Here is a 25,294-nt window from a genome sequence, read left to right as displayed (position 1 = left end):
ATATGAAAAATAATTCAAGCGAATTGGAAAAAGAGATATTACAATTTATTGAAGAAAAACAAAAAAGCACTGTTATCAGTGCTTTTCTATTATATATTTCGCTTCTTCTTCACTTATTCCACAGTCTTTGGCACTCCATCCGCTTTTTAAAAGATTATATATTCGAAGTTCTCTGTCACTCAAATCACTTTTCCTGCTTGATAACTTTTTTTTTATTAAAATGATAATCAGCAGGAGAAGTAAAAAGCCTCCTACACAGGCTCCGACTATAATATAGTTTATCTTCGGAATATTGAGTATTATATTTGTAAAGTTTTTGGTGGTGTTTTGAAAGCCGTTTTTATTATTTTCTGCAGCAGCACTTTCTTCTGTATTGTTATCATCGGCAACATAGTTTTCATTTTTCTTTGCCACTATGTCCACAGATCCTATAGGGTAGTCATTATAAGTATAATCGACCTTGCAAAGTGCGGACGATTCTGAATTTTCTTCAAAGTTTACTGTTGACTTGATATCATTTATATCGGCATCATTAGGCAATGATATTGATGCATTATCGTCAGGCTCTATAGTATACTCGTTAAAATCAGGTATCAGTGAGATATTACTTGAAAAATTTGTGTTAATATCTGTAGAATTCAGCTTTATATTTTTAAAGTTTGCAAAGCCGAAGTTCAATAATTCCTGAGTATCCGTATAATGTGTTTTATTTCCGTTAAGTACTACCGTAATAAGTCCTATACTGTCATTTCTTGCATATGTCACCAGTGTATTTCCTGCCAGTGAAGTATAACCGGTTTTACCACAGATTGCGTTCTGATAGAAATTACCGGAGGTTTTTCTGAGCATGGAGTGATGATTGTACAAGGTTTGTCCGGTAGGGACTCTGCTTGTAGGCGGTAAATTGTAGTATGTAGCGGAATCTATTTCCGTAACCGTAGGATTTTTAAAAGCCGCACGGCTTATTAAAGCATAATCATATGCGCTGGTATAGTGCTCAGGATCGTTTAATCCGCTTGGATTTGCGAAATGTGAGTCTGTACAGCCAAGACTTGCCGCTTTTTCATTCATCATATTTGCAAATGCTTCAATGCTTCCTGCCGTATGTTCCGCCAAGGCATTTGCGGCTTCATTTGCCGATTGTAAAAGCATTGCATAGAGGCAGTCTCTTACAGTAAGTGTATCTCCCACATCTATACCTGCACTTGATGAGCCGGGTTCGACATTAAATACCGCATTTTTTGAAAATGTAACCATATCGTCAAGATTACAATTTTCCACTACTAAAAGGGCAGTCAAAATCTTGGTTATACTTGCCGGATAGTAATGTTCATGAATGTTCTTACCATAAAGTACAGCTCCCGAGTCGGCATCCATAAGTATGGCACCTTCAGATAATACATTTGTATCTACCGGCCAGTCAACATATGCAAACGACCGCATAGGGAGAGAGAGTATGGTTATAATTGTTAAAATAATTGTTAGAGTAATTTTTTTAAGGTTTTTAATTTTTGTGTTCATTACTATATTATGCATCTATTGTTTAAAATAGTAAAGTAAAGAATTATGAATATTTTAAAATGATAATATGATATAATTTAATACAATTGTGTATTGCTAGTATTCAAAAGACATATTATAATGGGAATGTTGCATGCGATGTTTCAAATGAGATATCGCCATTTTTATGTAAGTAATGGTTATTGCTTTTGTGAAAGGGAAAAATATGAAATATGATGTAATGATAATCGGGGCAGGTCCCGGAGGTATTTTCTCGGCTTATGAACTCATAAATCAGGACAGCTCACTGAAAATTGCGGTTTTTGAGTACGGTAATCCGCTTGAGAAAAGACATTGTCCAATAGATGGAGACAAGATTAAGTCTTGCATCAATTGTAAGAGCTGCGGAATCATGAACGGTTTTGGTGGTGCAGGAGCATTTTCTGACGGAAAGTACAATATTACCAATGAGTTTGGTGGTACTTTGCATGAATATATCGGAAAGAAAAAAGCCATTGAACTTATGAACTATGTAGACGGAATCAATGTAAAGTACGGCGGCGGAAAGACAAAGCTTTATTCTACAGCAAATTCCGATATTAAGAGACTTTGTTTACAAAATAATTTGCATTTGTTGGATGCAAGTGTTCGTCATTTGGGAACTGATATCAACTATGAAGTTCTTCAGAATATGTATACAGATTTAAAGGATAAGGTGGAGTTTTTCTTTAACACACCTATTGTCAAAATAGAAAAGCTGGATGCAGGATATAAATTATATACAAAGCAGGGTGAAGAATTCACCGGTGATAAATGTATAGTATCTGTAGGTAGAAGCGGAAGTAAATGGATGGAGCAGATTTGTAAGGAAATGAATATCCCTACAAAGTCAAATCGTGTGGATATCGGTGTAAGAGTTGAGCTTCCTGCCGAGATTTTCAGACATCTTACAGATGAGCTTTATGAGAGTAAGATTGTTTACAGAACGGAGAAGTACCAGGATTTGGTAAGAACTTTCTGTATGAATCCTAAAGGTGCCGTAGTCAACGAGAATACAAACGGTATTGTTACAGTAAACGGACACAGCTATGAGGATCCGGCGCTCCAAACAGAGAATACAAACTTTGCATTGCTTGTATCAAAGCATTTTACAGAGCCTTTCAAAGACAGTAACGGATATGGTGAGAGTATCGCCAGACTTTCAAACATGCTTGGTGGCGGTGTAATGGTTCAAAGATTTGGAGACCTTATCAGAGGTCAAAGAAGTAGTGCAGGTAGACTTAACAAGTCATTTATGACACCTACACTCAGTGCTACACCGGGAGATTTGTCTTTGGTTATTCCTAAGAGAATTTTGGACGATATCATTGAGATGATTTATGCTCTTGATAAGATTGCACCGGGAACTGCAGGTGATGAGACTTTACTTTACGGTGTAGAGGTTAAGTTCTATAACATGGAAGTGGAGCTTGATAAAAATCTTGAGACTCTTCATAAGGATCTTTATGTAATCGGTGACGGTAGCGGTGTTACTCACTCACTTTCACATGCTTCGGCAAGCGGTGTGTTTGTAGCAAGGCATATATTGGGAAGATAAATATATAGCAAAGATATATTTAAAAATTCCATTACATTATCGATAAAACAAATAAATCACAATAATTAATATGAAAAAACTATAAAAAATATCACGTTTTTTGGCATAGATATACAAAATCTATGCTTTTTTTAGTATACAAAAATATTTTTGAGTGATAAAATTATAAAAAATGTTTCAGGAGGAAATTATGAATATCAAAAATGAAATCAGTGTGGACAAGGTTAGACAGGATGCGGAGGACAATTACAGAAACGGATACTTCTGTTGCGAAGCGCTCATGGCGGCAGTTGTAGACAATTTTGAACTTGATGTTCCGAGAGAAGTTATCGCGATGTCATCAGGTATGGCTGTCGGAGCCGGTAAGAGCGGTTGTATGTGCGGCGCTCTAAACGGAGGTATTATGGCTCTCGGTATGATCTTTGGTAGAACCGAGCAGAACGGTCCGAAAGATCCAAAGGTAGTGAAGTGTATGGAGCTCACCCATGAATTACACGACTACTTCAGAGATGCAAACGGCAAGCACTCAAACTGCTGCAGAGTTCTTACAAGAGAATTTGATATGGGTGCCGGAGAGCACAAGGAGCAGTGTATCAGATTTACAGGAATTGCCGCAAAGAAGGTGGCTGAGATTATTGTTAGAGAAAAGGGATTGAAGAATATAGATTAATAAGGGGTAGTTATGAGTTTTTTAAAAAGGGTACCCTTGCCTTTATGCGGAGTGGCATTGGGGCTTGCGGCACTTGGAAATCTTCTTGCGGCTTACAGTCCTTATTTGAAGATACTTTGCGGAATTTTGGCATTTGTAGGGATTTTGTTTGTAACATGTAAGTATTTGACTATGCAAACCGCTTTTGTAACGGATATGAAAAATCCGGTGACTGCAAGTGTATCGGGAACATATACCATGACTTTAATGCTTCTGGCGGGCTACATAAAGCCTTTGATACCTGCATTTGCGATGATTCTTTGGTATGTGGCTATTGTTTTGCACTTTGTATTGATTGTATATTTTACTTTGAATTTTATTTTAAAGATTAAAATACCTGATGATTTGATGAAGGTAGTTGCAAGCTATTTTATCGTATATGTGGGAATTGTGGTTGCTTCCGTTACTGCACCGGCTTTTAATAATATAGCACTTGGACAGATTTGCTTCCTGATAGGATTTATTCTTTATATTCCTCTTTTCTTCTATGTATCTTTCAGATATATAAAGCTTGGAAATAAGAAGATTGAAGCAAAGGCGCTTGCATGTATCTATGCCGCACCTGCAAGTCTTTGTGTTGCCGGATATATCAGTTCTTTTGAGCAAAAGAATATAACATTTTTGACCGGACTTTACCTTTTCTCATTGGTGATATATCTGCTTGGATTATTTGTTGTGGCAGATCTTTTTGCAAACTTTGCAAAGAACAAAGAATTTAAATTTTATCCGAGTATTGCAGGAATTACATTCCCTTTTGTGATCAGTGCTATTGCCGCAAAGCAATTTAATGCGGTTCTTACAAAAATGGATATTCAAAACGGTATCAGACCGATTTTACCTTTGATTGTAAATATAGAGCTTATAATTGCAATAGCAGGAGTTGCATTTGCAGCAATTTGTTTTGCAAAGCATGTTTTCTCAAAGGAATAGTATAAAATAATTTATTTTAAATTATATTAAGCGACTGAAATTCCGGTCGCTTTTTTATATTCAAAGATGCAAAAATATATTTTATATGCTATAATTTTTGCGAAAACTTACGGGGAGAGAAATTCCCGTAAAAGTTTATTTTATGTATTAGGCTTTGCTTAGATTTTGAAAGGTGTATATGGAAAAAAGAGATACAATCACAGAGATTTTTGGGGTTAATGTATTCAATGATGAGGCTATGCAAGTATACTTGCCGAAGGCGGTATTTAAAAAGTTAAAAAAGACTATAGAAGACGGTCTGGAACTGGATAACGATATTGCAGATTCAGTAGCTCATGGAATGAAGGAGTGGGCAATTGACAGAGGGGCTACTCACTATACCCACTGGTTTCAGCCTTTGACAGGTGTAACCGCCGAAAAACATGATTCTTTTATTTCCGCGCCGAAAAACGGCAAGGTCATAATGGAATTTTCCGCTAAGGAGCTTACAAAGGGAGAGTCGGACGCATCAAGTTTTCCTTCAGGCGGACTTAGAGCAACATTTGAGGCCAGAGGATATACCGCATGGGATTGTACATCTCCTGCGTTTATAAAAAAGGATTCTTTGGGTGTTACATTATATATTCCTACAGCATTTTGCTCTTACAGGGGTGAAGCACTTGATAAAAAGACACCTCTGCTTCGTTCAATGCAGGCTATAAACACTCAGGCCCTTAGAATACTCAGACTCTTCGGAAATACCACGACAAAGAGAGTAATACCTTCAGTAGGTGCGGAGCAGGAGTATTTCATTGTAGACAGGGAAAAGTATCTGCAAAGAAAGGATTTGATTTATACAGGAAGAACATTGTTTGGAGCAATGCCTCCAAAGGGACAGGAGCTTGAGGACCACTACTTCGGTTCTATCAGAGAGAGAATAGCTTCCTATATGAATGATATAAATCATGAACTTTGGATGCTTGGTGTTCCTGCAAAGACACAGCATAATGAGGTTGCACCGGCGCAGCATGAGCTGGCACCTGTTTATGAGCAGGTAAATGTGGCGGTGGATCACAATCAGGTGACTATGGAGACCATGAAAAAGGTGGCAGGCAGACATGGACTTACATGTCTTTTGAATGAGAAGCCTTTTGCAGGTGTGAACGGTTCGGGAAAACATAATAACTGGTCCTTGACTTCAGATGACGGAATAAATATGTTAAATCCGGGAGATACACCGCATGAGAATATACAGTTCTTACTTGTACTTGCATGTATTTTAAAGGCGGTTGACAAGCATGCCGATTTGCTTAGAGAATCTGCGGCCTGTGTAGGTAATGATCACCGCCTTGGTGCACATGAGGCACCGCCTGCTATTATTTCCGTGTTCCTTGGAGATCAGCTTCAGGATGTTATAGATCAGCTTTGCTCCACAGGAGAGGCTACACATTCCATTCAGGGTGCTACATTAAAGACAGGTGTGGCAACACTCCCCGACTTTGAAACAGATGCTACAGACAGAAACAGAACATCACCTTTCGCCTTTACAAATAATAAATTCGAATTCAGAATGGTAGGTTCTTCAGACTCCATCGCATCACCGAATATTGTTTTAAATACAATAGTGGCTGAAAGTTTTAAAGAGGCTGCAAATGAGCTTGAAAGTGCAAGTGATTTTGATGAAGCCGTTCATGATATAATCAAGAGACTCTTCACCGCTCACAGAAGAATTATATTTAACGGAAACGGGTATTCAGAGGAATGGGTAAAAGAAGCAAAGAGAAGAGGACTTTCAAATCTTCCAAGTATGATAGATGCCATTCCGGCTCTCGTATCTGAGGATTCTATAAAGCTTTTTGAAGAATTTGAGGTATTTACCAGAACCGAGCTTGAATCCAGAGTTGAAATAGAATATGAAGCATATTCAAAAGCAATAAATATCGAGGCAAAGACTATGATAGATATTGCGGGCAAGTCTATTATACCGGCGGTTATAAGATATACCACAAGACTTGCGGATTCTATAATTAAGTTAAAATCTGCGGTTTCAGGTATAGAGCCTTATGCACAAAATGCTATTTTAATAGAAGTGAATGAGCATTTGAAAGAGTCAAAAGTTGCACTTGAAAATCTTAAAAATTATATGGATGATGCCGCAGAAATCACGGATGTAACTGCGCATGCTAAATATATGCATGAGGTGGTGGTTCCTGCAATGGAAGTGCTCAGAAAGCCTATTGATACTTTGGAAATGATAGTGGATAAGGATCTTTGGCCGATGCCAAGCTATGGCGATCTTTTGTTTGAGGTGTAATAATGATAAAGGCTGTTATTTTTGATCTGGACGGTACATTGCTTAATACATTGACTGCACTGTCTTTTTGTATGAGTAAAACAATGAAACATTTCGGGTTAAAAGAAATTGATATAGAGCATACAAGATATTTTGTCGGAGAAGGTGCAAAGAAGTTCGTGGACAGATCATTGATATATAACGGTGATACGGATTTGAAACTTGCAAATGAAGCTTACAAAGTATATGATGAGATATTTGCTGTGGATTGTCTAAAGGGTGTTAAGCCCTATGACGGTATTACAGAACTTCTTGAAGCTCTAAAGCGGATGGGAATAAAGTCTGTAGTTTTATCAAATAAATCACAACTCGGTGTAGAGAAGAATGTGAACGGAATATTCGGCAATAAAGTATTTGATTTGATATACGGAGAGAGGGACGGTATTCCAAAGAAGCCCGATCCTACCTCTTTAAATATGATAATAGAGGAGCTTGGACTCTCAAAAACAGATATACTCTATGTCGGAGATACCGCTACGGATATGCAGACAGCTCTCAGAGCCGGGGTTACAAGCATAGGAGTACTCTGGGGATTTAGAGATGAGGATGAGCTTAGAGAAAATAAGGCTGATTATATTATAAATAAACCAAGTGAAATACTTGAAATAATAAAAGAAAGATAAAAGCAATTCCGGGTCATATGGCCCGGAATATTTTTATTTAAGAATATTTAAAAATTTGCCGAGAGAAGGATTGATATTCTTTTCATCATATAAAAATACAATCTCTCTTTTCGGTATTGTAAGACCTTCAGGCATCTCTATTTCTACCAATGTTCCTTCTTCAAGTTCTTTTTGTATAAACTCCTTTATAACACAGGCGATACCTATTCCGGTTTTTGCAAACTCTATAAGAAGTTCCATATTGCTTGTTTCAATGGATTGATTAAGCTGAAGTTTGGAATCTTCTATGCAATTGTCAATATATTTTCTTGTGGCATTGTTTTTATCCAATAACATTATATTTCCATCTCTGAAGGGATTGAAGTTGTTGTTAAATATATGTTTCAGACTGTTAAGATATCCGGGAGTTGCTACAAAGACATCATGTATCTCCATTATATTTATATATGACATATTGTTGACTTTAGCAGGCTTTGCAACAAGACCGATATCAATTTTATTTTCAGAGAGAAGAAAACTTGTTTCATCGGAAGACTGAGTAAAAATACTTACCATGGTATGTGGATTTTCCTTCATGAATTTGTTCAGATACGGAAGTAAAATATATTTACAAAGTGTATTACTTGTTCCGACTGTTATTTTACCTATATTGAATTGTTTTATCTTTGTGAGATGATTTTCGCCTGCTTCTATAGCCGAAAATGCATTCTGCAAATATTCATAAAAAATCTGTCCTTCCGGTGTAAGGCTGACACCCTTTGATGTTCTTACAAAGAGTGCGATTTCAAGACCTTCTTCCAACCTTAGGATTGATTTTGATATGGCAGGTTGGCTGATATACAATAGCTTTGCGGCTTTTGATATACTGCCGGCCTTGGCCACCTCAAAAAATATTCTATATTGTGATAAATGCTGTTCCATATTCCTCCGCCTGGTTACATTATATATATTAAAATTATAGTTAATCTGTAACCAATATAACTATATGTAATACTTGATATATTAAATTTATATCGCTATTATATCATTTGATATGTTACAATCAACAGTAATTAAATGAAAAGAGGAAAAAAATATGGGAATGACAATGACACAGAAGATTTTGGCTGCCCATGCAGGACTGGACTTCGTAGAAGCCGGCCAGCTTATAGAGGCTGACTTGGATCTTGTGCTTGGAAATGATATCACATCACCTGTTGCAATCAATGAGATAAAGAAATTTGAAAATAAAAAAGTATTTAACGGTGAGAAGATAGCGCTGGTAATGGATCATTTTGCTCCGAATAAGGATATTAAATCCGCTCAGAACTGTAAGACTTGTAGAGATTTTGCAGATGAGAATGAGATAGTTAATTTCTTTGATGTCGGAAGAATGGGAATTGAACATGCGCTTTTACCTGAGCAGGGACTTACCGTGGCAGGTGACTGTATAATAGGTGCTGATTCTCACACATGTACTTATGGTGCTCTTGGAGCATTCTCAACCGGTGTAGGTTCTACAGATATGGCCGCCGGTATGGTTACAGGTAAAGCATGGTTTAAGGTTCCGAGTGCAATAAAGTTTAATTTAAAGGGTAAGCTCTCAAGTGATGTTTGCGGTAAGGATGTAATTCTTCATATTATCGGAAAGATAGGCGTAGACGGTGCGCTTTATAAATCAATGGAGTTTGCAGGTGAGGGTGTTGCATCCTTATCTATGGATGACAGATTTACTATCTGTAATATGGCAATCGAAGCCGGTGGAAAAAACGGTATCTTCCCTGTAGATGATATAACTTTGGATTATATCAAGGAGCATTCAAACAGAAGCCCTAAGATATTTGAAGCCGACAGTGATGCTGTTTATGACGAAGTAATAGATATTGATCTGTCGGCATTAAGACCTACAGTTGCATTCCCGCATTTACCTGAAAATACAAAGGTAATCGGTGAATTCGGTGATATAAAGATTGACCAGGCGGTAATCGGTTCATGTACAAACGGACATATTTCAGACCTTAGAAGTGCGGCTGCACAAATGAAGGGCAAGAAAGTTGCAAAGAATGTAAGATGTATTGTAATTCCTGCAACACAGGAGATTTACAAGCAGGCTATAAAAGAAGGACTTGTAGATATTTTCATAGATGCCGGTGCAATAGTTTCAACTCCTACATGCGGTCCTTGCCTTGGAGGTTATATGGGAGTTTTGGCGGCAGGTGAGAGATGTATATCCACTACCAACAGAAACTTTATCGGAAGAATGGGACATGTTGAATCAGAGGTGTATCTTGCTTCTCCTGCAGTGGTTGCAGCCAGTGCGATAGCAGGAAAAATAGTGGCACCTACAGTATAAAGATTGGGAGGTTAATATGGAAGCAAGAGGACATGTATTTAAATACGGTGAAAATGTAGATACCGACGTTATAATTCCTGCAAGATATCTTAATGCCACAACAGGTGAAGAGCTTGCAAAGCATTGTATGGAAGATATTGATAAGGAATTTGTGAATAAGGTTCAAAAGGGAGATATAATTGTAGCAAGAAAGAATTTCGGCTGCGGCTCATCAAGAGAGCATGCACCGCTCGCTATCAAGGCAAGCGGAGTAAGTGTGGTAATTGCAGATACATTTGCAAGAATTTTCTATAGAAATGCTATAAATATAGGTTTACCTATTATTGAAAGCCCTGAGGCTGCGGCAGAGATAAAAGCAGGTGATGAGGTCAAAGTGGATTTTAATACCGGACTTATTACTGATATTACAACAGGAAAGACCTATAAAGGTCAGGCTTTCCCTGAGTTTATGCAAAACATCATAAATGCGGGCGGACTTGTAAACTACGTAAATAATAAGAATAAATAATTAATGGGGCTGATTTACAGCCCCTTAGTTTTACTTATTCTTATTTATTTCAGCCATCTTCATAGCCCTTACCTTTAGTGGAAGACCGAATAATGTAATAAATCCGTCAGCATCATGGTGGTCATATAAATCACCTGTAGTAAATGATGCAAGTGACTCCGAATAAAGTGAATATGGTGATGTTGTACCGGCCTTTATAATATTTCCCTTATAGAGCTTAAGTTTAACTTCACCTGTTACATACTGCTGTGTAGATTCTACAAAGCTTTGAATGGCTTCACGAAGAGGTGTAAACCATTTTCCTTCATAAACTATCTGTGCAAATTTATTGCCCATATCTTTCTTCACTTCAAATGTCGCCCTGTCAAGTACAAGCTCCTCAAGTGCATCATGAGCTTCTATAAGTATAGTTCCGCCCGGAGTCTCATAAACACCCCTTGATTTCATACCTACAACACGATTCTCAACTATATCTATGATACCGATACCGTTGGCACCTCCAAGCTCATTTAATTTGGTGATAATCTCTGAGACTTTCATTTTCTCGCCGCCCAGTGCTACAGGAACACCTGCTTCAAAGCTTAGAGAAATCTCAGTTTCTTTATCAGGAGCTTTTTGAGGTGTTACACCAAGCATAAGTACATGTTCATAGTTCGGCTCAAGCGAAGGATCTTCAAGCTCAAGACCCTCATGGCTGATATGCCAAAGGTTACGGTCACGGCTGTAACTTGAATCGGCTGAGAATGGAAGGTCGATACCATGTGCCTTACAATAAGCTATCTCATCCTCACGAGACTGCATTTGCCATATATCGGTCATACGCCAAGGTGCAATAATCTTAAGATCGGGCGCAAGAGCTTTGATGCCGAGCTCAAATCGTATCTGATCGTTTCCTTTTCCTGTAGCACCGTGACAGATTGCAGATGCACCTTCTTTTCTTGCAACATCCACAAGAGCTTTTGCAATACCGGGCCTTGCCATTGATGTACCTAGAAGATATTTGTTCTCATATACTGCACCTGCCTGTACACATGGAACTATATAATCATCACAGAATTCATCAATAATATCGATGATATAGAGTTTTTCCGCACCGGATAATTTGGCACGTTCTTCAAGACCGTCAAGCTCATTTCCCTGACCGCAGTCTATGCAGCAGCAAATTACATCATAATTAAAATGTTCCTTTAACCAAGGTATAATAGCGGTGGTATCAAGACCGCCTGAATATGCCAATACAACTTTTTCCTTTGCCATAAAGCCTCCTATGTATAAAAATACTGTTAAAATATAGAAAAATAGCTTATAAACATGTATAGCTATAAAATACATTCATAAATATACATTAAAAAAGAATATTATGCAAGAGAATTTTTCTTTTTATACAAATAAATTTTTCTGTACTCACTTGGAGTAAGATTTGTTTCGGACATATTGTCGTTTACCCCGTCTATCTCTTCACAGGATATATTTTCGCCCTGTGCTATTTTTATACCTGCATTGTCTAACATATAAAACCCTCATGTTATTAAATATAGCGATATTTTATTGTATTAAAATATAAATATCAAGAAAAATAAAAAACTGCTTGACAATCAAAAATAAATAGATTATTATAAACCTATAAAACAAGTAGGAAAACAGGAATACAGAAAACGGAGGTTTGTATGTCTAGAGTTTATAAGAGCAGTAGTGAGTTAATCGGTAATACACCATTGGTAGAGGTTTCAAATATTGAAAAAGAGCTTGGCCTTAAAGCAAGAGTTTTGGTAAAGCTTGAGTATTTCAATCCGGCAGGTTCTGTAAAGGACAGAATTGCACTTGCAATGATAGAGGCGGCAGAAAAGGAAGGTAAATTAAAGCCGGGTTCTACCATTATAGAGGCAACATCAGGTAATACAGGAATCGGACTTGCATCAGTAGGTACAGCAAAGGGTTATAAGGTTATTCTTACAATGCCTGAGACAATGAGCGTTGAGAGAAGAAATATCCTTAAGGCATATGGAGCTACTATAGAGCTTACAGAAGGCTCAAAGGGAATGAAGGGTTCTATTGCCAAGGCAGAAGAGCTTGCGGCAAGCATTGAAGGAAGCTTTATACCTGCACAGTTTGAGAACAAGGCAAATCCTGCAGTTCACAAGGCTACAACAGGTCCTGAGATTTGGAATGATACTGAAGGTGAGGTTGATATCTTTATTTCAGGTATCGGAACAGGCGGTACTATATCAGGTGTAGGTGAGTTCTTAAAGGAGAAGAAGCCAAATGTTAAGGTAATTGCAGTGGAGCCTACAGGTTCTCCTATACTTTCTGAAGGAAAGAGCGGTCCTCATAAGATTCAGGGTATCGGAGCCGGATTTATTCCTAATACACTCAATACAAAGATATATGATGAGATTATCACGGTAGAAAATGAGGAAGCATTTGAGTATGGCAGACTTATTGCATCAAAAGAGGGTATCCTTGTAGGTATATCTTCAGGTGCGGCACTCTTTGCAGCCATCAAAGAGGCTAAGAAGCCTGAGAACGAAGGAAAGACTATAGTTGCTCTTTTACCTGACAGCGGAGACAGATACTTCTCAACACCTTTATTTACAGAATAAAAATATTTCATACCCTTATTACCAGCAAACGGTAATAGGGGTATTTTTGTAATATTAAGGCTTAAGCGGGATTGCGATAGAGATATATCAATGATATAATAATAGCTTAGTGAATAAACCGATACAGATGGGGGAAACTTATGTCAGAAGAAATTAAAAATACAAATACTGAGACAGTTTCAAAGAATTTTATTGAGATAGAGATAGATAAGGACCTTGAGTCCGGCAGATTTGACCATGTGCAGACCAGATTCCCGCCGGAGCCTAACGGTTACCTGCATATAGGTCATGCAAAATCAATTATTTTGAATAATGATATTGCAAAAGAGTATGGCGGAAAATTCAACTTAAGATTTGACGATACAAATCCTACAAAGGAAAAAGAGGAGTTTGTACATTCAATACTTGAAGATGTTAAATGGCTTGGCGGAGAGTTTGAGGACAGATTATTCTTTGCTTCAAACTATTTTGAGGAGATGTATGAGAAGGCTGTTCTTCTTATAAAGAAGGGCAAGGCATTTGTTTGCGATTTAAGTGCCGATGAGATCAGAGAGTACAGAGGAGATTTCAAAACTCCGGGAAAGGAAAGTCCATACAGAAACAGATCCGTTGAGGAAAATTTAAAGCTCTTTGAGGATATGAAGAACGGACTCTGCGAGGACGGAAGTCGTGTGCTTCGTGCAAAGATTGATATGGCATCACCGAATATCAATATGAGAGATCCTGTAATCTACAGAGTTGCAAGAATGACCCACCACAATACAGGTGATAAATGGTGTATTTATCCTATGTATGATTTTGCACATCCGATAGAGGATGCTATAGAAAATATTACACACAGCCTTTGTACATTGGAGTTTGAGGATCACAGACCGCTTTATGACTGGGTTGTACAGGAGTGTGAGTATAAGAATCCTCCAAGACAGATAGAGTTTGCAAAGCTTTATCTTACAAATGTGGTGACAGGTAAGAGATATATCAAAAAACTTGTTGAGGACGGAATAGTTGACGGATGGGATGATCCGAGACTTGTTTCAATTGCCGCACTCAGAAGAAGAGGTTATACTCCTGATGCGATAAGAAACTTTGTAAAGCTTGCAGGAGTTTCAAAGGCGGATTCATCTATAGAGTCAGCAATGCTTGAGTATTGTATAAGAGAGGATTTGAAGCTTAAGAAGGCAAGAATAATGGCAATACTCGATCCTATAAAGCTTATAATAGATAATTATCCTGAAGGTCAGTCGGAATTATGTACAATGCCTAACAATCTTGAAAATCCGGAGCTTGGCGAAAGAGAAATAGAATTCGGCAGAGAGCTATATATTGAGAGAGAGGACTTTATGGAAGTACCTCCAAAGAAATATTTCAGACTCTTCCCGGGAAATGAAGTAAGACTTATGGGTGCATATTTTGTAACCTGTACTTCTGTGGAAAAGGATGAAAACGGTGAAATTGTAGCGGTTCATGCCACATATGATCCGGCGACAAAGTCAGGTTCGGGATTTAGTGAGAGAAAGGTAAAAGGAACTATACACTGGGTAAATGCAAAGACTGCACTTGAGGCTGAGATAAGACTTTATGAGAATATAGTTGATGAGGAAAAGGGTAAGCTTGATGAGAACGGAAATTTGAATCTCAATCCTAATTCATTGACTGTATTAAAGGATTGCTATGTGGAGCCATGTCTTAAGGATGCAAAGGCTTATGACAGCTTCCAGTTTGTGAGAAACGGTTTCTTCTGTGTGGATGCCAAGGATTCAAACCCTGATGCATTGGTATTTAACAGAATAGTTTCACTTAAGAGCTCATTCAAGCTTCCGAAGAATGACTGATGGAACTTCTTATAGATTTAAATAGTGATTGCCCTATATACGAGCAAATCTATGAATTTATAAAGAATGAAATAAAAAACGGGCAAATCTTGCCCGAAACCAAACTTCCTTCAACAAGAAGTCTGGCACAGGGGTTAAAAATATCCAGAACTACAGTGGTCAATGCCTACGAGCAGCTGTCAGCTGAAGGGTATTTAAAATCCAGAGGCGGCAGCGGGTATATCGTAAACCGTCTGGATGTTTTAAACATTGAAAGAAAGAAATATAAAAGGGAAGCCAAGAGAGAAGATTTTAAGATTGAAGATGATATTAAGATTGATTTTTCACCGACAAAGATTGACTCAAAAAGCTTTCCCTATGCATCCTGGAGAAGTATCGCAAGGAAGGTGTTTTCAAGTGAAAAGGAAGATGTTTTCACTTCAGGGGATAAGCAGGGCGAGTTCGGACTGCGAACTCAGATAGCGGATTATCTTCATACTGCAAGAAGGGTTGTATGCACTCCTTCAAATATCGTGGTCGGAGCCGGAAGTGAATATCTGATATTGCTTCTTGGATTATTGCTCGGTACAAGAAATATTGCGCTTGAAAATCCGGGATATATTAAGGCTAAAGAAATCTTCAAATCAATGTCTTGGAATGTACTCAGTGTGGATATGGATGATGAGGGTATAAATATAGATATACTCGAGTCGACAGATGCCGATATATGCTATCTGATGCCTGCAAACCAATATCCTACAGGTGTTATAATGCCAATAAACAGAAGAAGAGAACTTATTTCATGGTGCTATGAAAAAAGTGACAGATATATAATAGAAGACGATTATGATTCGGAGTTTCGATTTGTGGGTAAACCTATTCCTGCAATGCAAGGGCTTGATCCTTCAAGGATTATATATATGGGAACATTTTCAAAGGCAATAGCGCCGGCGATAAGAGTAGCTTATATGGTTCTACCTGAAAAACTGATGGAAGAGTATGAGAGTAAACTTAAATTTCTGTCCTGCACGGTTCCAAAGTCCGATCAAAATATTCTTGAAACATTTATAAAGGGAGGATATTTTGAAAGACATCTGAACAGAATGAGAACCAACTACAGGGTGAAAAGAGATGCTCTTATTGAAAGCATAAGAAATAATTTGCCACAGGCAAAAGTTTTTGAAAACAACTCGGGACTTCATATTTTACTTACACTGGATCATCTTAGCGAGGAAGAGATACTAAACTATGGAAAACTTGCAGGAATCAGACTTTATCCCATATCTGTTTTTTATACAGGCAGAAATATAAGAAAATCTACCGTTTTGGTGGGTTTTGCCGGATTAAGTATAGATGAGATAAAAAAAGGTATAGAAGATTTCGGCAAAAAGATTTATACTGAATAAAAATATTGTAAAGGAGTAAGATTATGACAATAAATAAGAATATGACAATCGGTGAGCTTTTAATGACAAATGAAATGATTGCACCGATACTTATGAGAACAGGTATGCATTGCCTTGGATGTCCTTCATCACAGATGGAGACTTTGGAAGAGGCTTGCATGGTACATGGGATTGACTGTGATACATTGGTATCACAGATAAATGAAATTTTATCAGTTTCATAAAATAAAGGGAGCTGTAGCTTTAGAGGTTAAAACTTTAAAGCTACAGCTTTTTTTATGTCCACTATATAAGTTTTGCAAAGAATGAAGCAAATATAACTGTGATAATACCTGCAACTGCTATGGATAATGAACTCATAGCACCTTCAGTCTCGCCCATTTCAAGAGCTTTTGAAGTACCTATGGCATGTGCGGATGAGCCAAGACCTATACCCTTTGCAATAGGATTTGTTATATTGAAAATTTTATAAACAATATCGGCAGATACATTGCCGAAAACGCCTGTTACAATGATAACGGCAGTGGTAATAGTGGATATACCTCCAAGTTCTTCCGAAACTCCGATACCTATTGCTGTAGTTATTGACTTCGGGAGCATGGATACATAATTTTCATGACTCAGACCGAAGAGTAATGACATTATAAATATTGATATCAAAGATGTTAAAACCCCTGCAATAAGTCCGGACATAATGGCCTTAAAGTTTGACTTTAACAAAGTAAGCTTTGAATATAGCGGTATGGCCAGAGCCACAGTTGCCGGAGTCAATAAAAAGCTGATATATTTTGAACCTTTATAAAAATCTTCAAACTTGATATGAAACATGACAAGTACAAAGATTACTATAATGATGGAAATAAGCAGCGGATTAAAAGCGGCTATTTTTGTCTTTTGCCTTAAGAATACTCCGGCCTGATACGACAGTAAACATAGGAGAACTCCGAAAAATATAGAATTACTTAAAAAATTACTCATCTATTTGCCTTCCTTTTGCTCTTTATTGTCAAGTTTTATAACGAATTCGGTTACCTTACCTGATACAACCATTACCAAAACAGTGGAAACTATAGTCATAATAAGAAGCGGTATAAGTACAGGCTTTAAAGTCGGCCAGATATCAATTAGACCTGCCGAGGCAGGGATGAACATAAGAGGCATTATATCTATTAAAAACATAGAAGCGCCTTCAACCTGTTCAAGCTTAACTACTTTTAAAACAAGTAATGCAAGCATAATGACAAGTCCATATATGCTTGCAGGTATGGGAAGCGGTAAAACGGATTTTAACACTTCCCCTAAAAAACTTACAAATAATATGATTAGAAATTGTCTGATAAAACGCATAAACTCCCTACAATTCTATTAGATTGAAATCCTGCATAGTAGCTGTCATTAACTGAGCTTCTCTCATATGACAACTGAATACAATGATTTGTTCCGGCACATTATTGGCAATCCAAAGTAAAGCGGCTCTAAGACGTATCGAATCGTAGTTTACAAAACTGTCGTCAAATATAAAAGGTAATTCTTTAGCGCGTCCCTGCATAAGTCTGCCGGCTGCTATTCTAAGTGCCAGATACACCTGATCCATAGTACCTGAGCTGGCCTGTTCTATAGGAACAAGTCTGTTCGGAGTATTAAGGAATACATTAAAATTCTCGTCAATGGATATAGAATCATACACACCGCCTGTTATACCTTCAATAAGTTCTGAAGCATCCTTATTCAGATACAATCCGAAAGAATTCTTGATAGTCTGTGAAAGATTTTTCAAGGTCTCGGTGGCAAGATCTATAGCATCTATTTCAAAGCGGATTTTATCATTTTCCGCAATGATATTTTTTAATGAAGTATTTGCTTCCTTCAATTGTGCAAGCTTTTCCATCAGTTTTTCGAGTTCCCACTCGTTTTGCTTTTTGGCATCAATACCGCTGGCATATGCGGCTTTTTTTGCACGCAGGTTTTCTATATCTGCGCTCAAAGCCTCACACTTTGCAATATCGGCTTCCATTTCGTCAAAAATTCTCAGCTTTGAACTGAGTGTCTTGTTGGCACGATGGATATTTTCTTCAGTTATAGAATCAAATGAACCTACTCTTGCCATTATTGCAATAAGATTTACTTTAAGCTCGGTCAAATGCCTGTTGTCCTTATTATGAACCGTATAGATATAACTTGCAAAAATCAAAGATGCAAGACATATAATTATAAAAAGGACCATTGCAAACTGATAACTTATACCTGTGGCGGTTGTAAGAAAATTGCTTTTTCCTGTTTTAAAGATATAACCTGCAAGGATTACACTGACTATCGATAAAACAAGGAATATTGTTGAATAAACCTTATTAATTGATTTCTTCTCGTTTTCATAAGCGGAAAGATAATCGTTATATCCTTTATTAAGATCGTTTTGCAATTCTATAATAGTCTTTTTATCATTAAAACCGAGATCAGAAAGGTGCTGACGCTTTGATGCAATACTTTCAATCAGAGACTCTTTTTGAGAATTTAAATCAATAATTCTTTTCTCAGTGATGGCATCGGCCTCTTTCAAAGTTTTCAAATGAGTTGAAAATTCGGGAGAGGAGATTTTCTTTTCAAGAGCTCTTATTTCGGTCAAATTCTGATTGTAAGTCTTTGCCGCATCGGGATCCAAGGAGGCGGTAAACGCTTTCTTTTTTTCTTTCAAGAAATCAGATGCTTTATTGATATTTAAAGACATATTACCGGTGGTATTCATATTCGCAATATAGTTTTTAAGCTCCACCACCATTTTGGCGTCGGTTGCGGATTTAAGCTGTGATATACTTACTGTATTTGAATATGCGGTTTGTGAAAGTCCGCAAAGCGCTTCCTTTAAAAATTCGCCCGGATTTTCAACATTCTTTCCGTCGGTTTCATTCACTACGGCAAAAGGGGTTGTTGCGGTCTTTGTAAAATCTCGCTCTATGCGATAGTTTTTGTCCTGATAAGAAAAACGCAGGTTTCCGCCATATATATCGCCATTGCCCCAAGGTTTGAACTTGGTCCAGGTATCGCTTTTACTTGCTCTGCCTTTTGCTCTTTCAAGACCGTAAAACATTGCTTCGATAAACATAAATATTGTGGATTTCCCGGCTTCATTGTAGCCGTATACAATATTCATATTATCGGCAAATTGCAAATCTTTATTTTTGAATTTGCCAAAGCCGTCAATATGCAAGCTTAGCAGTTTCATGTTTTCCCCCTTTCATCAGTAGTTCTAAGTAATGCATTAATACCGTAATAAAGGGCTTTTTTATCGAGTTTGCTCATATTGGGTCTGTCAAGTTCCCTGATAAAAAATCCTATCATATCGGAAGGATGCTCCGCAAATAGTTTTGCAAAATCATATTTCGGTTCGGAATCATCAATAATCTCAGCAATTCTAAGTGTTGATGAGAGCGAATCCAAATCAAATTCGATATCCGGATCTCTTAGACCCTTTATTTTAAATCTGTATATATTTTGTTTGCCCTTAATATTAATGGTTTCCGTTAAAGAGGTATGTAACTCAGCATTTGTTGTTTCGGGAGTTACATTTATTGTAAGTGAGATATATGAAGTATTTGAAATTTTTATAAATTCAAAATCCTTCATGACACGTGTATTATTATCTATCTCACCATAGAAAATTCCGTGGTCTCCGGTTTCAGTCATATCCAGAGGTTCAGGAGACCCACAGTAAGCCATATGTCTGTCAAAAAGTACTTCAGGCTTATGCATATGTCCTAGAGCTATATAAGATGAAGAAATCTTGTTTAATTCATTTTTATCAAAAGGTAAATGCGTTGCATCACCGCCATGTAAAAGAAGAATTTTTACTCTGTCATTTTCACGAATGGAAAGTCCGGAAACAATATTTTCCTTAACCTCCCTGTCATGATATGAAAAGCCGTAGATTTCCGTGTTTATATCCTGGAAATATACACTGCTGATAGTCGGGGTGGACAAATAAACCACATTTTTTGCCCATGGAAAGCTAAGTATATTATTGTTTTCTCTTAAACAGTCATGATTACCGGCAATAATAACCACTTTGGTATCCGGTATTGTGGAAAAAAGGAAGTTGACTTCTTTTAAATCACGACTGAAGGGCTGGGAGTGGAAGAGATCGCCTGCAATAAGAAGCAAATCGACTTCTTTTTTCTTTGCAACATCAATAATCTTTTGAAGCGAAGATTTTACCGCATCGGCTCTTTCCTTACCCCATGGTCTATTTGAATCAGGCTTCATACCATAATGAATATCACCTGTATGTATAAATTTCATATGGCTAAAGTTTACCTCCCTATTATTATAATTCGCAATTTCCTACCGTTCTTGGGAATGGAAGTACGTCTCTTATATTTGACATTCCTGTAAGATACATAACGCATCTCTCAAATCCGAGACCGAAACCTGCATGTCTGGTTGAACCGTATTTTCTGAGATCAAGGTAGAAGTCATAGTCCTTTGTATCCATACCAAGCTCCTCTATTCTTGCTAAAAGCTTGTTATAGTCATCCTCTCTTTGGCTTCCGCCCATTATCTCACCTATTCCCGGTACAAGACAGTCCATAGCTGCTACAGTTTTCTTATCTTCGTTTTCCTTCATATAGAATGCCTTGATTGCCTTCGGATAATCTGTAACAAATATAGGCTTTTTAAATACCTGCTCTGTAAGGTAACGCTCATGCTCCGTCTGAAGGTCACATCCCCATGAAACCTTGTACTCAAAGTTTTCATTATTCTTTTCAAGTATTTCAATGGCCTCGGTATATGTGATTCTGCCGAAGTCCGACTCGGCAACATTTTTAAGTCTGTCCAAAAGGCCCTTATCTACAAACTGGTTGAAGAATTCAAGCTCAGGTGCGGCATTTTCAAGTACATAATTTATTATGTATTTGAGCATACTTTCGGCAAGATCCATATTGTCATTAAGATCACCGAAGGCAAACTCCGGCTCAATCATCCAAAACTCAGCGGCATGTCTGGTGGTATTTGAATTTTCGGCTCTGAAAGTAGGTCCGAATGTATAAATATTTCTGAATGCCATGGCAAAAGTTTCACCGTTTAACTGTCCTGAAACTGTAAGGTTTGTCTCCTTACCGAAGAAGTCCTTTGAATAATCCACACTGCTGTCGTCTTTAAGCGGTGGATTTTGCGGATCGATTGTTGTAACTCTAAACATCTCACCGGCACCCTCGGCATCACTTCCTGTAATTATCGGAGTATGTACATATACAAAATCTCTTTCCTGGAAGAATTTATGTATAGCATAGGCAATAAGAGATCTCACTCTGAATACCGCCTGGAATGTATTTGTTCTTGGACGTAAGTGAGAGATTGTTCTCAAATACTCCAAAGTATGTCTTTTCTTTTGCAGAGGATAATCTGAACTTGATTCACCCTCGATATCAATATGTGTAGCCTGAATTTCAAAAGGTTGCTTTGCACCCGGTGTTGCTACAAGTGTGCCCTTTATAACAAGTGCTGCACCGACATTAACCTTTGTCAATTTATTAAAATCAGGTAGACTGTCATTGTATACAACCTGAATCTGCTCAAAATAACTTCCGTCACTTATAACAAGAAAGCCGAAAGACTTTGAATCTCTATTGCTTCTTACCCATCCTCCTATTGTGATTTCAGTATCAATATACTTTGAAGTGTTTTTGTATATTTCTCTTACTGTTGTCAGCTTCATTAGATTTCCTCCTCAATACCGTTTAGGCATAAATTTAGTAACATCTAATTATAGCATACATTCAATTGTTTGAACAACTTAAGAACTGATAATATTTTGCGCTTTATGCAACATTTGAAACCTTAGTGAAAATAACTAAAAACATATAAAATACTTTGTGCAATTTTTAATGTAACATGGTAAATGCTGTTAATTGTATCATAATTATTGGAAGCGGATATTAAATTTCATCAAAACATAGAAAAAAATACGTTAAAATAAAATCTTTTATTCACAATCGAGTATATTTGTGCTATAATTCAAGTGTAAACATAAGGAAATAGCATTAGCAACGAGGTGTGTACATGATTAAAAAGGAAATGATAGCTATGCTGTTGGCAGGAGGACAAGGCAGTCGCCTTGGGGTGCTGACACATAATGTGGCAAAACCAGCAGTTTCATTTGGCGGTAAGTACAGAATTATAGATTTTCCGTTGAGCAACTGCATCAATTCAGGTGTTGATACGGTTGGAGTCTTGACTCAGTACCAGCCTCTTAGGCTGAATACCCATATCGGAATCGGAATTCCGTGGGATTTGGATAGGAATATGGGAGGAGTCACTGTATTACCGCCGTATGAAAATGCTGCAGGTAGTGACTGGTATTCAGGTACTGCCAATGCAATTTACCAAAATCTTGAGTATATGGAGAGTTACAATCCTGATTATGTTTTGATACTTTCAGGTGATCACATATACAAGATGGACTATGAGGTAATGCTCGATTACCACAAGGCAAACAATGCCGATATAACTATTGCGGCTATGCCTGTTTCGATGGAAGAGGCATCAAGATTTGGAATACTTATAACCGACGAAAACAGCAGGGTAACGGAGTTTGAAGAAAAACCTAAAGTTCCAAGGTCAAACCTTGCATCTATGGGAATTTATATTTTCTCATGGAAGGCGCTTAGAGATTCTTTGATCGAATTATCAAATGAACCGGGATGTGATTTTGGTAAACATATTATTCCACATGTGTTTAACAAAGGCGGTAGAATTTTCAGTTATGAATTTAACGGATATTGGAAAGATGTAGGTACTTTGGAAACATATTGGGAAGCAAACATGGAGCTTGTTGATATAATACCTGAATTCAACCTGTATGAAGAATACTGGAAGATTTATACCAAGGGCGATATTATTACTCCACAATATATTTCGGCGGCTTCCACCATAAACAAGAGTATTATCGGTGAAGGTGTGGAAGTTTACGGAGAAGTGAACAATTCGGTAATAGGTGCGGGAGTTGTTATTGAAGAGGGTGCGGTGGTTACCGACTCCATAATTATGAAGGGCAGTAAGATAGGCGCAAACTCGAAGGTTACCAAAGCTATTATCGCTGAAAATTCCGAAGTCGGAAAAAATTGCGAGATTGGAGCTTTTGAATTCTGTGAGAGCAGATACGATAAGAAAGTTTACAATTGCGATCTTGCAGTAATCGGGGAGAGAACAACTATCCCTGACGGTGTTGTTATTGGTAAGAATACAGCTATTTTGGGAAAGACAACCATAGATGACTATGTGGATGGTAAACTTTTAAGCGGTGACTTCATTGTAAAGGTAGGTGGTAAGATATGAGAGCAATAGGAATAGTGTTGGCGGGCGGAAACTCAAAAAGGATGAAAGAACTTTCCAACAAGAGGGCTATTGCAGCAATGCCTATCGCCGGAAGTTATAGAAGTATAGATTTTGCACTCAGCAATATGTCAAATTCACATGTACAAAAAGTAGCTGTATTTACACAGTACAACTCAAGATCGTTGAATGAACATTTGAGTTCATCAAAATGGTGGGATTTTGGAAGAAAACAAGGTGGTTTATTTGTTTTCACACCGACTATTACCGCTGAGAGTTCAGATTGGTATAGAGGTACCGCTGATGCATTGTATCAAAATTTGGTGTTTTTAAAAAGATCTCATGAGCCGTATGTTATTATTAGTGCAGGTGATGGTATTTATAAACTTGACTATAATAAAGTATTGGAGTATCATATTGAAAAGAAAGCAGATATTACTGTAGTATGCAAGAAAGCAAATGATACAGAAGATTTGACTAGATTCGGTATGGTTTCAATAAATGATGATGGTAGAATAGTCAATTTTGAAGAAAAACCGATAGTTACTGATTCTGTAAATATATCCTGCGGGATATATATTATCAGAAGGAGACAACTTATTGAACTGATTGAAAGAAGTATTGCGGAGGACAGATATGACTTCGTAAAAGATATTTTGATCAGATACAAAAATTTGAAGAGAATATATGCATATAAGATTAATTCTTATTGGAGTAATATAGCTTCGGTAGAATCTTATTATAAGACAAATATGGATTTCTTGAAAAAAGAGGTGAGAGATCATTTCTTTGTAGAATATCCGGGCGTGTATTCTAAGGTTGACGATTTGCCGCCGGCAAAGTATAATCCGGGGGCTAAGGTGTCAAATTCACTTATTGCAAGTGGCTGTATCATAAACGGTACAGTTGAAAACTCAGTTCTTTTTAATAAATCGTACATAGGTAACGGTTGTATAATTAGGAATTCTGTTATTTTGAATGATGTATATATTGGCGATAACACAGTCATTGAAAACTGTATTGTGGAAAGCCGTGATACAATACGTGCAAATTCGACTTATATTGGGACAGCAGAGCAGGTCAGAATAGTAATAGAAAAAAACGAAAGATATACTCTTTAAGGAGATTAAGGGGGGATTCAAATAATGCAGATTACTGATGTCAGAGTTAGAAGAATTGATAAAGAAGGTAAGATGAAGGCCGTTGTATCGATTACTTTAGATAATGAATTTGTTATTCACGATATTAAGGTTATCGAAGGTGAAAAGGGATTGTTTATAGCTATGCCAAGTAGAATGGCAGCTGACGGTGAGTACAGAGATATTGCTCATCCTATAAACTCTCAAACCAGAGAACTTATTTCGGACACGGTCATAGGTAAGTATGAAGCAATGTTGCTTGAAGACGCAGCAGATGTGAATGTATAATTTGATGAGTGTGAAATTTATATTATGAAAAGTTTTTAAGGGCTGTGAAAACAGCCCTTATTTAAGTTCTATAGAATATCGCTAAGCTTGATAGATTATACTTTTCTTGATATAATCAATTAAAACTTTTATAATAAAAGCGATGACATTTTGCCGCATATTATATATGTAGCGGAATACCATTTTTAAAATA

The 25,294-nt window shown here is 37.2% G+C and carries 23 protein-coding genes; 14 read left to right on the top strand and 9 right to left on the bottom strand.

From position 1 onward, the window contains the following. Window positions 1-75: 75 nt before the first annotated feature. Entirely contained in the window at window positions 76-1,521 is a 1,446-nt protein-coding gene (locus tag HMPREF1135_RS05180) for a D-alanyl-D-alanine carboxypeptidase family protein (RefSeq protein WP_034242927.1), read from the bottom strand. 205 nt (window positions 1,522-1,726) lie between these two features. On the opposite strand from HMPREF1135_RS05180, the gene HMPREF1135_RS05175 reads away from it, so the two are divergent. The 5 genes from HMPREF1135_RS05175 to HMPREF1135_RS05155 all read left to right on the top strand — a co-directional run bounded on the left by HMPREF1135_RS05175 (window position 1,727) and on the right by HMPREF1135_RS05155 (window position 7,691). Beyond that, window positions 1,727-3,097, top strand: coding sequence for an NAD(P)/FAD-dependent oxidoreductase (locus tag HMPREF1135_RS05175; protein ID WP_007592764.1), 1,371 nt, complete (start codon window positions 1,727-1,729; stop codon window positions 3,095-3,097). A gap of 190 nt (window positions 3,098-3,287) precedes the next feature. Continuing rightward, window positions 3,288-3,767: a C-GCAxxG-C-C family protein gene (locus HMPREF1135_RS05170; protein WP_007592754.1), complete on the top strand. Its 480-nt coding sequence runs from the start codon at window positions 3,288-3,290 to the stop codon at window positions 3,765-3,767. Window positions 3,768-3,779: 12 nt separating this feature from the next. Next, window positions 3,780-4,736, top strand: coding sequence for a TDT family transporter (locus HMPREF1135_RS05165; RefSeq protein ID WP_007592752.1), 957 nt, complete (start codon window positions 3,780-3,782; stop codon window positions 4,734-4,736). A 178-nt stretch (window positions 4,737-4,914) separates the two neighbouring features. Next, window positions 4,915-7,029, top strand: coding sequence for a glutamine synthetase III family protein (locus tag HMPREF1135_RS05160; protein ID WP_007592750.1), 2,115 nt, complete (start codon window positions 4,915-4,917; stop codon window positions 7,027-7,029). Window positions 7,030-7,031: 2 nt separating this feature from the next. Next, window positions 7,032-7,691: an HAD family hydrolase gene (locus HMPREF1135_RS05155; protein ID WP_007592748.1), complete on the top strand. Its 660-nt coding sequence runs from the start codon at window positions 7,032-7,034 to the stop codon at window positions 7,689-7,691. A 33-nt stretch (window positions 7,692-7,724) separates the two neighbouring features. Here the strand turns inward: HMPREF1135_RS05155 and HMPREF1135_RS05150 are convergent, their stop codons facing one another. After that, on the bottom strand, window positions 7,725-8,612 hold the full coding sequence (locus tag HMPREF1135_RS05150; RefSeq protein WP_007592746.1) for a LysR family transcriptional regulator: 888 nt from the start codon (window positions 8,610-8,612) through the stop codon (window positions 7,725-7,727). A 154-nt stretch (window positions 8,613-8,766) separates the two neighbouring features. Here HMPREF1135_RS05150 and leuC point away from each other — a divergent pair, with 154 nt between their 5' ends. Continuing rightward, entirely contained in the window at window positions 8,767-10,023 is a 1,257-nt protein-coding gene (leuC, locus tag HMPREF1135_RS05145) for a 3-isopropylmalate dehydratase large subunit (RefSeq protein ID WP_007592745.1), read from the top strand. 16 nt (window positions 10,024-10,039) lie between these two features. Further along, window positions 10,040-10,531, top strand: coding sequence for a 3-isopropylmalate dehydratase small subunit (gene leuD / locus HMPREF1135_RS05140; RefSeq protein ID WP_007592744.1), 492 nt, complete (start codon window positions 10,040-10,042; stop codon window positions 10,529-10,531). 30 nt (window positions 10,532-10,561) lie between these two features. Here leuD and HMPREF1135_RS05135 read toward each other — a convergent pair whose 3' ends face one another. Both HMPREF1135_RS05135 and HMPREF1135_RS13910 read right to left on the bottom strand, forming a co-directional pair. Then, the gene (locus HMPREF1135_RS05135; protein WP_007592743.1) at window positions 10,562-11,788 is read right to left on the bottom strand and encodes an argininosuccinate synthase; all 1,227 of its coding nucleotides are present in this window, start codon (window positions 11,786-11,788) and stop codon (window positions 10,562-10,564) included. Between the two features lie 101 nt (window positions 11,789-11,889). Then, window positions 11,890-12,042 carry a hypothetical protein gene (locus HMPREF1135_RS13910; protein ID WP_007592742.1) on the bottom strand — a complete coding sequence of 51 codons (153 nt, stop codon included), beginning with the start codon at window positions 12,040-12,042 and terminating at the stop codon, window positions 11,890-11,892. Window positions 12,043-12,198: 156 nt separating this feature from the next. Here HMPREF1135_RS13910 and cysK point away from each other — a divergent pair, with 156 nt between their 5' ends. From cysK to HMPREF1135_RS05115, 4 genes are all read left to right on the top strand, one after another. Then, window positions 12,199-13,131 (top strand): cysteine synthase A, encoded by a 933-nt coding sequence (cysK, locus tag HMPREF1135_RS05130; protein WP_007592741.1) that lies wholly within the window; start codon window positions 12,199-12,201, stop codon window positions 13,129-13,131. 140 nt (window positions 13,132-13,271) lie between these two features. Next, window positions 13,272-14,963, top strand: a complete 1,692-nt coding sequence (locus HMPREF1135_RS05125) for a glutamine--tRNA ligase/YqeY domain fusion protein (protein ID WP_007592740.1) — start codon at window positions 13,272-13,274, stop codon at window positions 14,961-14,963. Further along, window positions 14,963-16,348, top strand: a complete 1,386-nt coding sequence (gene pdxR / locus HMPREF1135_RS05120; RefSeq protein WP_007592739.1) for a MocR-like pyridoxine biosynthesis transcription factor PdxR — start codon at window positions 14,963-14,965, stop codon at window positions 16,346-16,348. Before HMPREF1135_RS05125 ends, pdxR begins: the two co-directional genes overlap by 1 nt. Before the next feature lie 23 nt (window positions 16,349-16,371). Continuing rightward, window positions 16,372-16,572 carry a DUF1858 domain-containing protein gene (locus tag HMPREF1135_RS05115; protein ID WP_007592737.1) on the top strand — a complete coding sequence of 67 codons (201 nt, stop codon included), beginning with the start codon at window positions 16,372-16,374 and terminating at the stop codon, window positions 16,570-16,572. Between the two features lie 61 nt (window positions 16,573-16,633). Here the strand turns inward: HMPREF1135_RS05115 and HMPREF1135_RS05110 are convergent, their stop codons facing one another. Genes HMPREF1135_RS05110 through asnS form a run of 5 tightly spaced genes read right to left on the bottom strand, consistent with a single transcriptional unit; the run spans window position 16,634 to window position 22,058 of the window. Further along, window positions 16,634-17,326, bottom strand: coding sequence for an LrgB family protein (locus tag HMPREF1135_RS05110; RefSeq protein ID WP_007592734.1), 693 nt, complete (start codon window positions 17,324-17,326; stop codon window positions 16,634-16,636). Continuing rightward, entirely contained in the window at window positions 17,327-17,695 is a 369-nt protein-coding gene (locus HMPREF1135_RS05105; RefSeq protein WP_007592732.1) for a CidA/LrgA family protein, read from the bottom strand. Between the two features lie 7 nt (window positions 17,696-17,702). Then, window positions 17,703-19,568: an ATP-binding protein gene (locus HMPREF1135_RS05100; RefSeq protein ID WP_007592730.1), complete on the bottom strand. Its 1,866-nt coding sequence runs from the start codon at window positions 19,566-19,568 to the stop codon at window positions 17,703-17,705. Further along, complete coding sequence (locus HMPREF1135_RS05095) at window positions 19,565-20,641, bottom strand: metallophosphoesterase family protein (protein ID WP_007592722.1); 1,077 nt, start codon at window positions 20,639-20,641, stop codon at window positions 19,565-19,567. Before HMPREF1135_RS05095 ends, HMPREF1135_RS05100 begins: the two co-directional genes overlap by 4 nt. A 25-nt stretch (window positions 20,642-20,666) precedes the next feature. After that, entirely contained in the window at window positions 20,667-22,058 is a 1,392-nt protein-coding gene (gene asnS, locus HMPREF1135_RS05090; protein ID WP_007592720.1) for an asparagine--tRNA ligase, read from the bottom strand. A 344-nt stretch (window positions 22,059-22,402) separates the two neighbouring features. On the opposite strand from asnS, the gene HMPREF1135_RS05085 reads away from it, so the two are divergent. Genes HMPREF1135_RS05085 through spoVG form a run of 3 tightly spaced genes read left to right on the top strand, consistent with a single transcriptional unit; the run spans window position 22,403 to window position 25,101 of the window. Next, window positions 22,403-23,677, top strand: coding sequence for a glucose-1-phosphate adenylyltransferase (locus tag HMPREF1135_RS05085; protein ID WP_007592718.1), 1,275 nt, complete (start codon window positions 22,403-22,405; stop codon window positions 23,675-23,677). Next, a complete protein-coding gene (gene glgD, locus HMPREF1135_RS05080) occupies window positions 23,674-24,795 on the top strand; it encodes a glucose-1-phosphate adenylyltransferase subunit GlgD (protein WP_007592716.1) in 1,122 nt (373 codons plus the stop codon). The genes HMPREF1135_RS05085 and glgD overlap by 4 nt, the downstream gene beginning before the upstream one ends. 24 nt (window positions 24,796-24,819) lie before the next feature. Then, the gene (gene spoVG / locus HMPREF1135_RS05075; protein ID WP_007592713.1) at window positions 24,820-25,101 is read left to right on the top strand and encodes a septation regulator SpoVG; all 282 of its coding nucleotides are present in this window, start codon (window positions 24,820-24,822) and stop codon (window positions 25,099-25,101) included. The last annotated feature ends 193 nt before the right edge of the window (window positions 25,102-25,294 follow it).

Origin of the sequence: Lachnoanaerobaculum sp. OBRC5-5 (assembly GCF_000296385.1) — a bacterium.
Taxonomy (GTDB): Bacteria; Bacillota; Clostridia; order Lachnospirales; family Lachnospiraceae; genus Lachnoanaerobaculum.
This window is presented reverse-complemented; position numbering and strand designations above follow the sequence as displayed.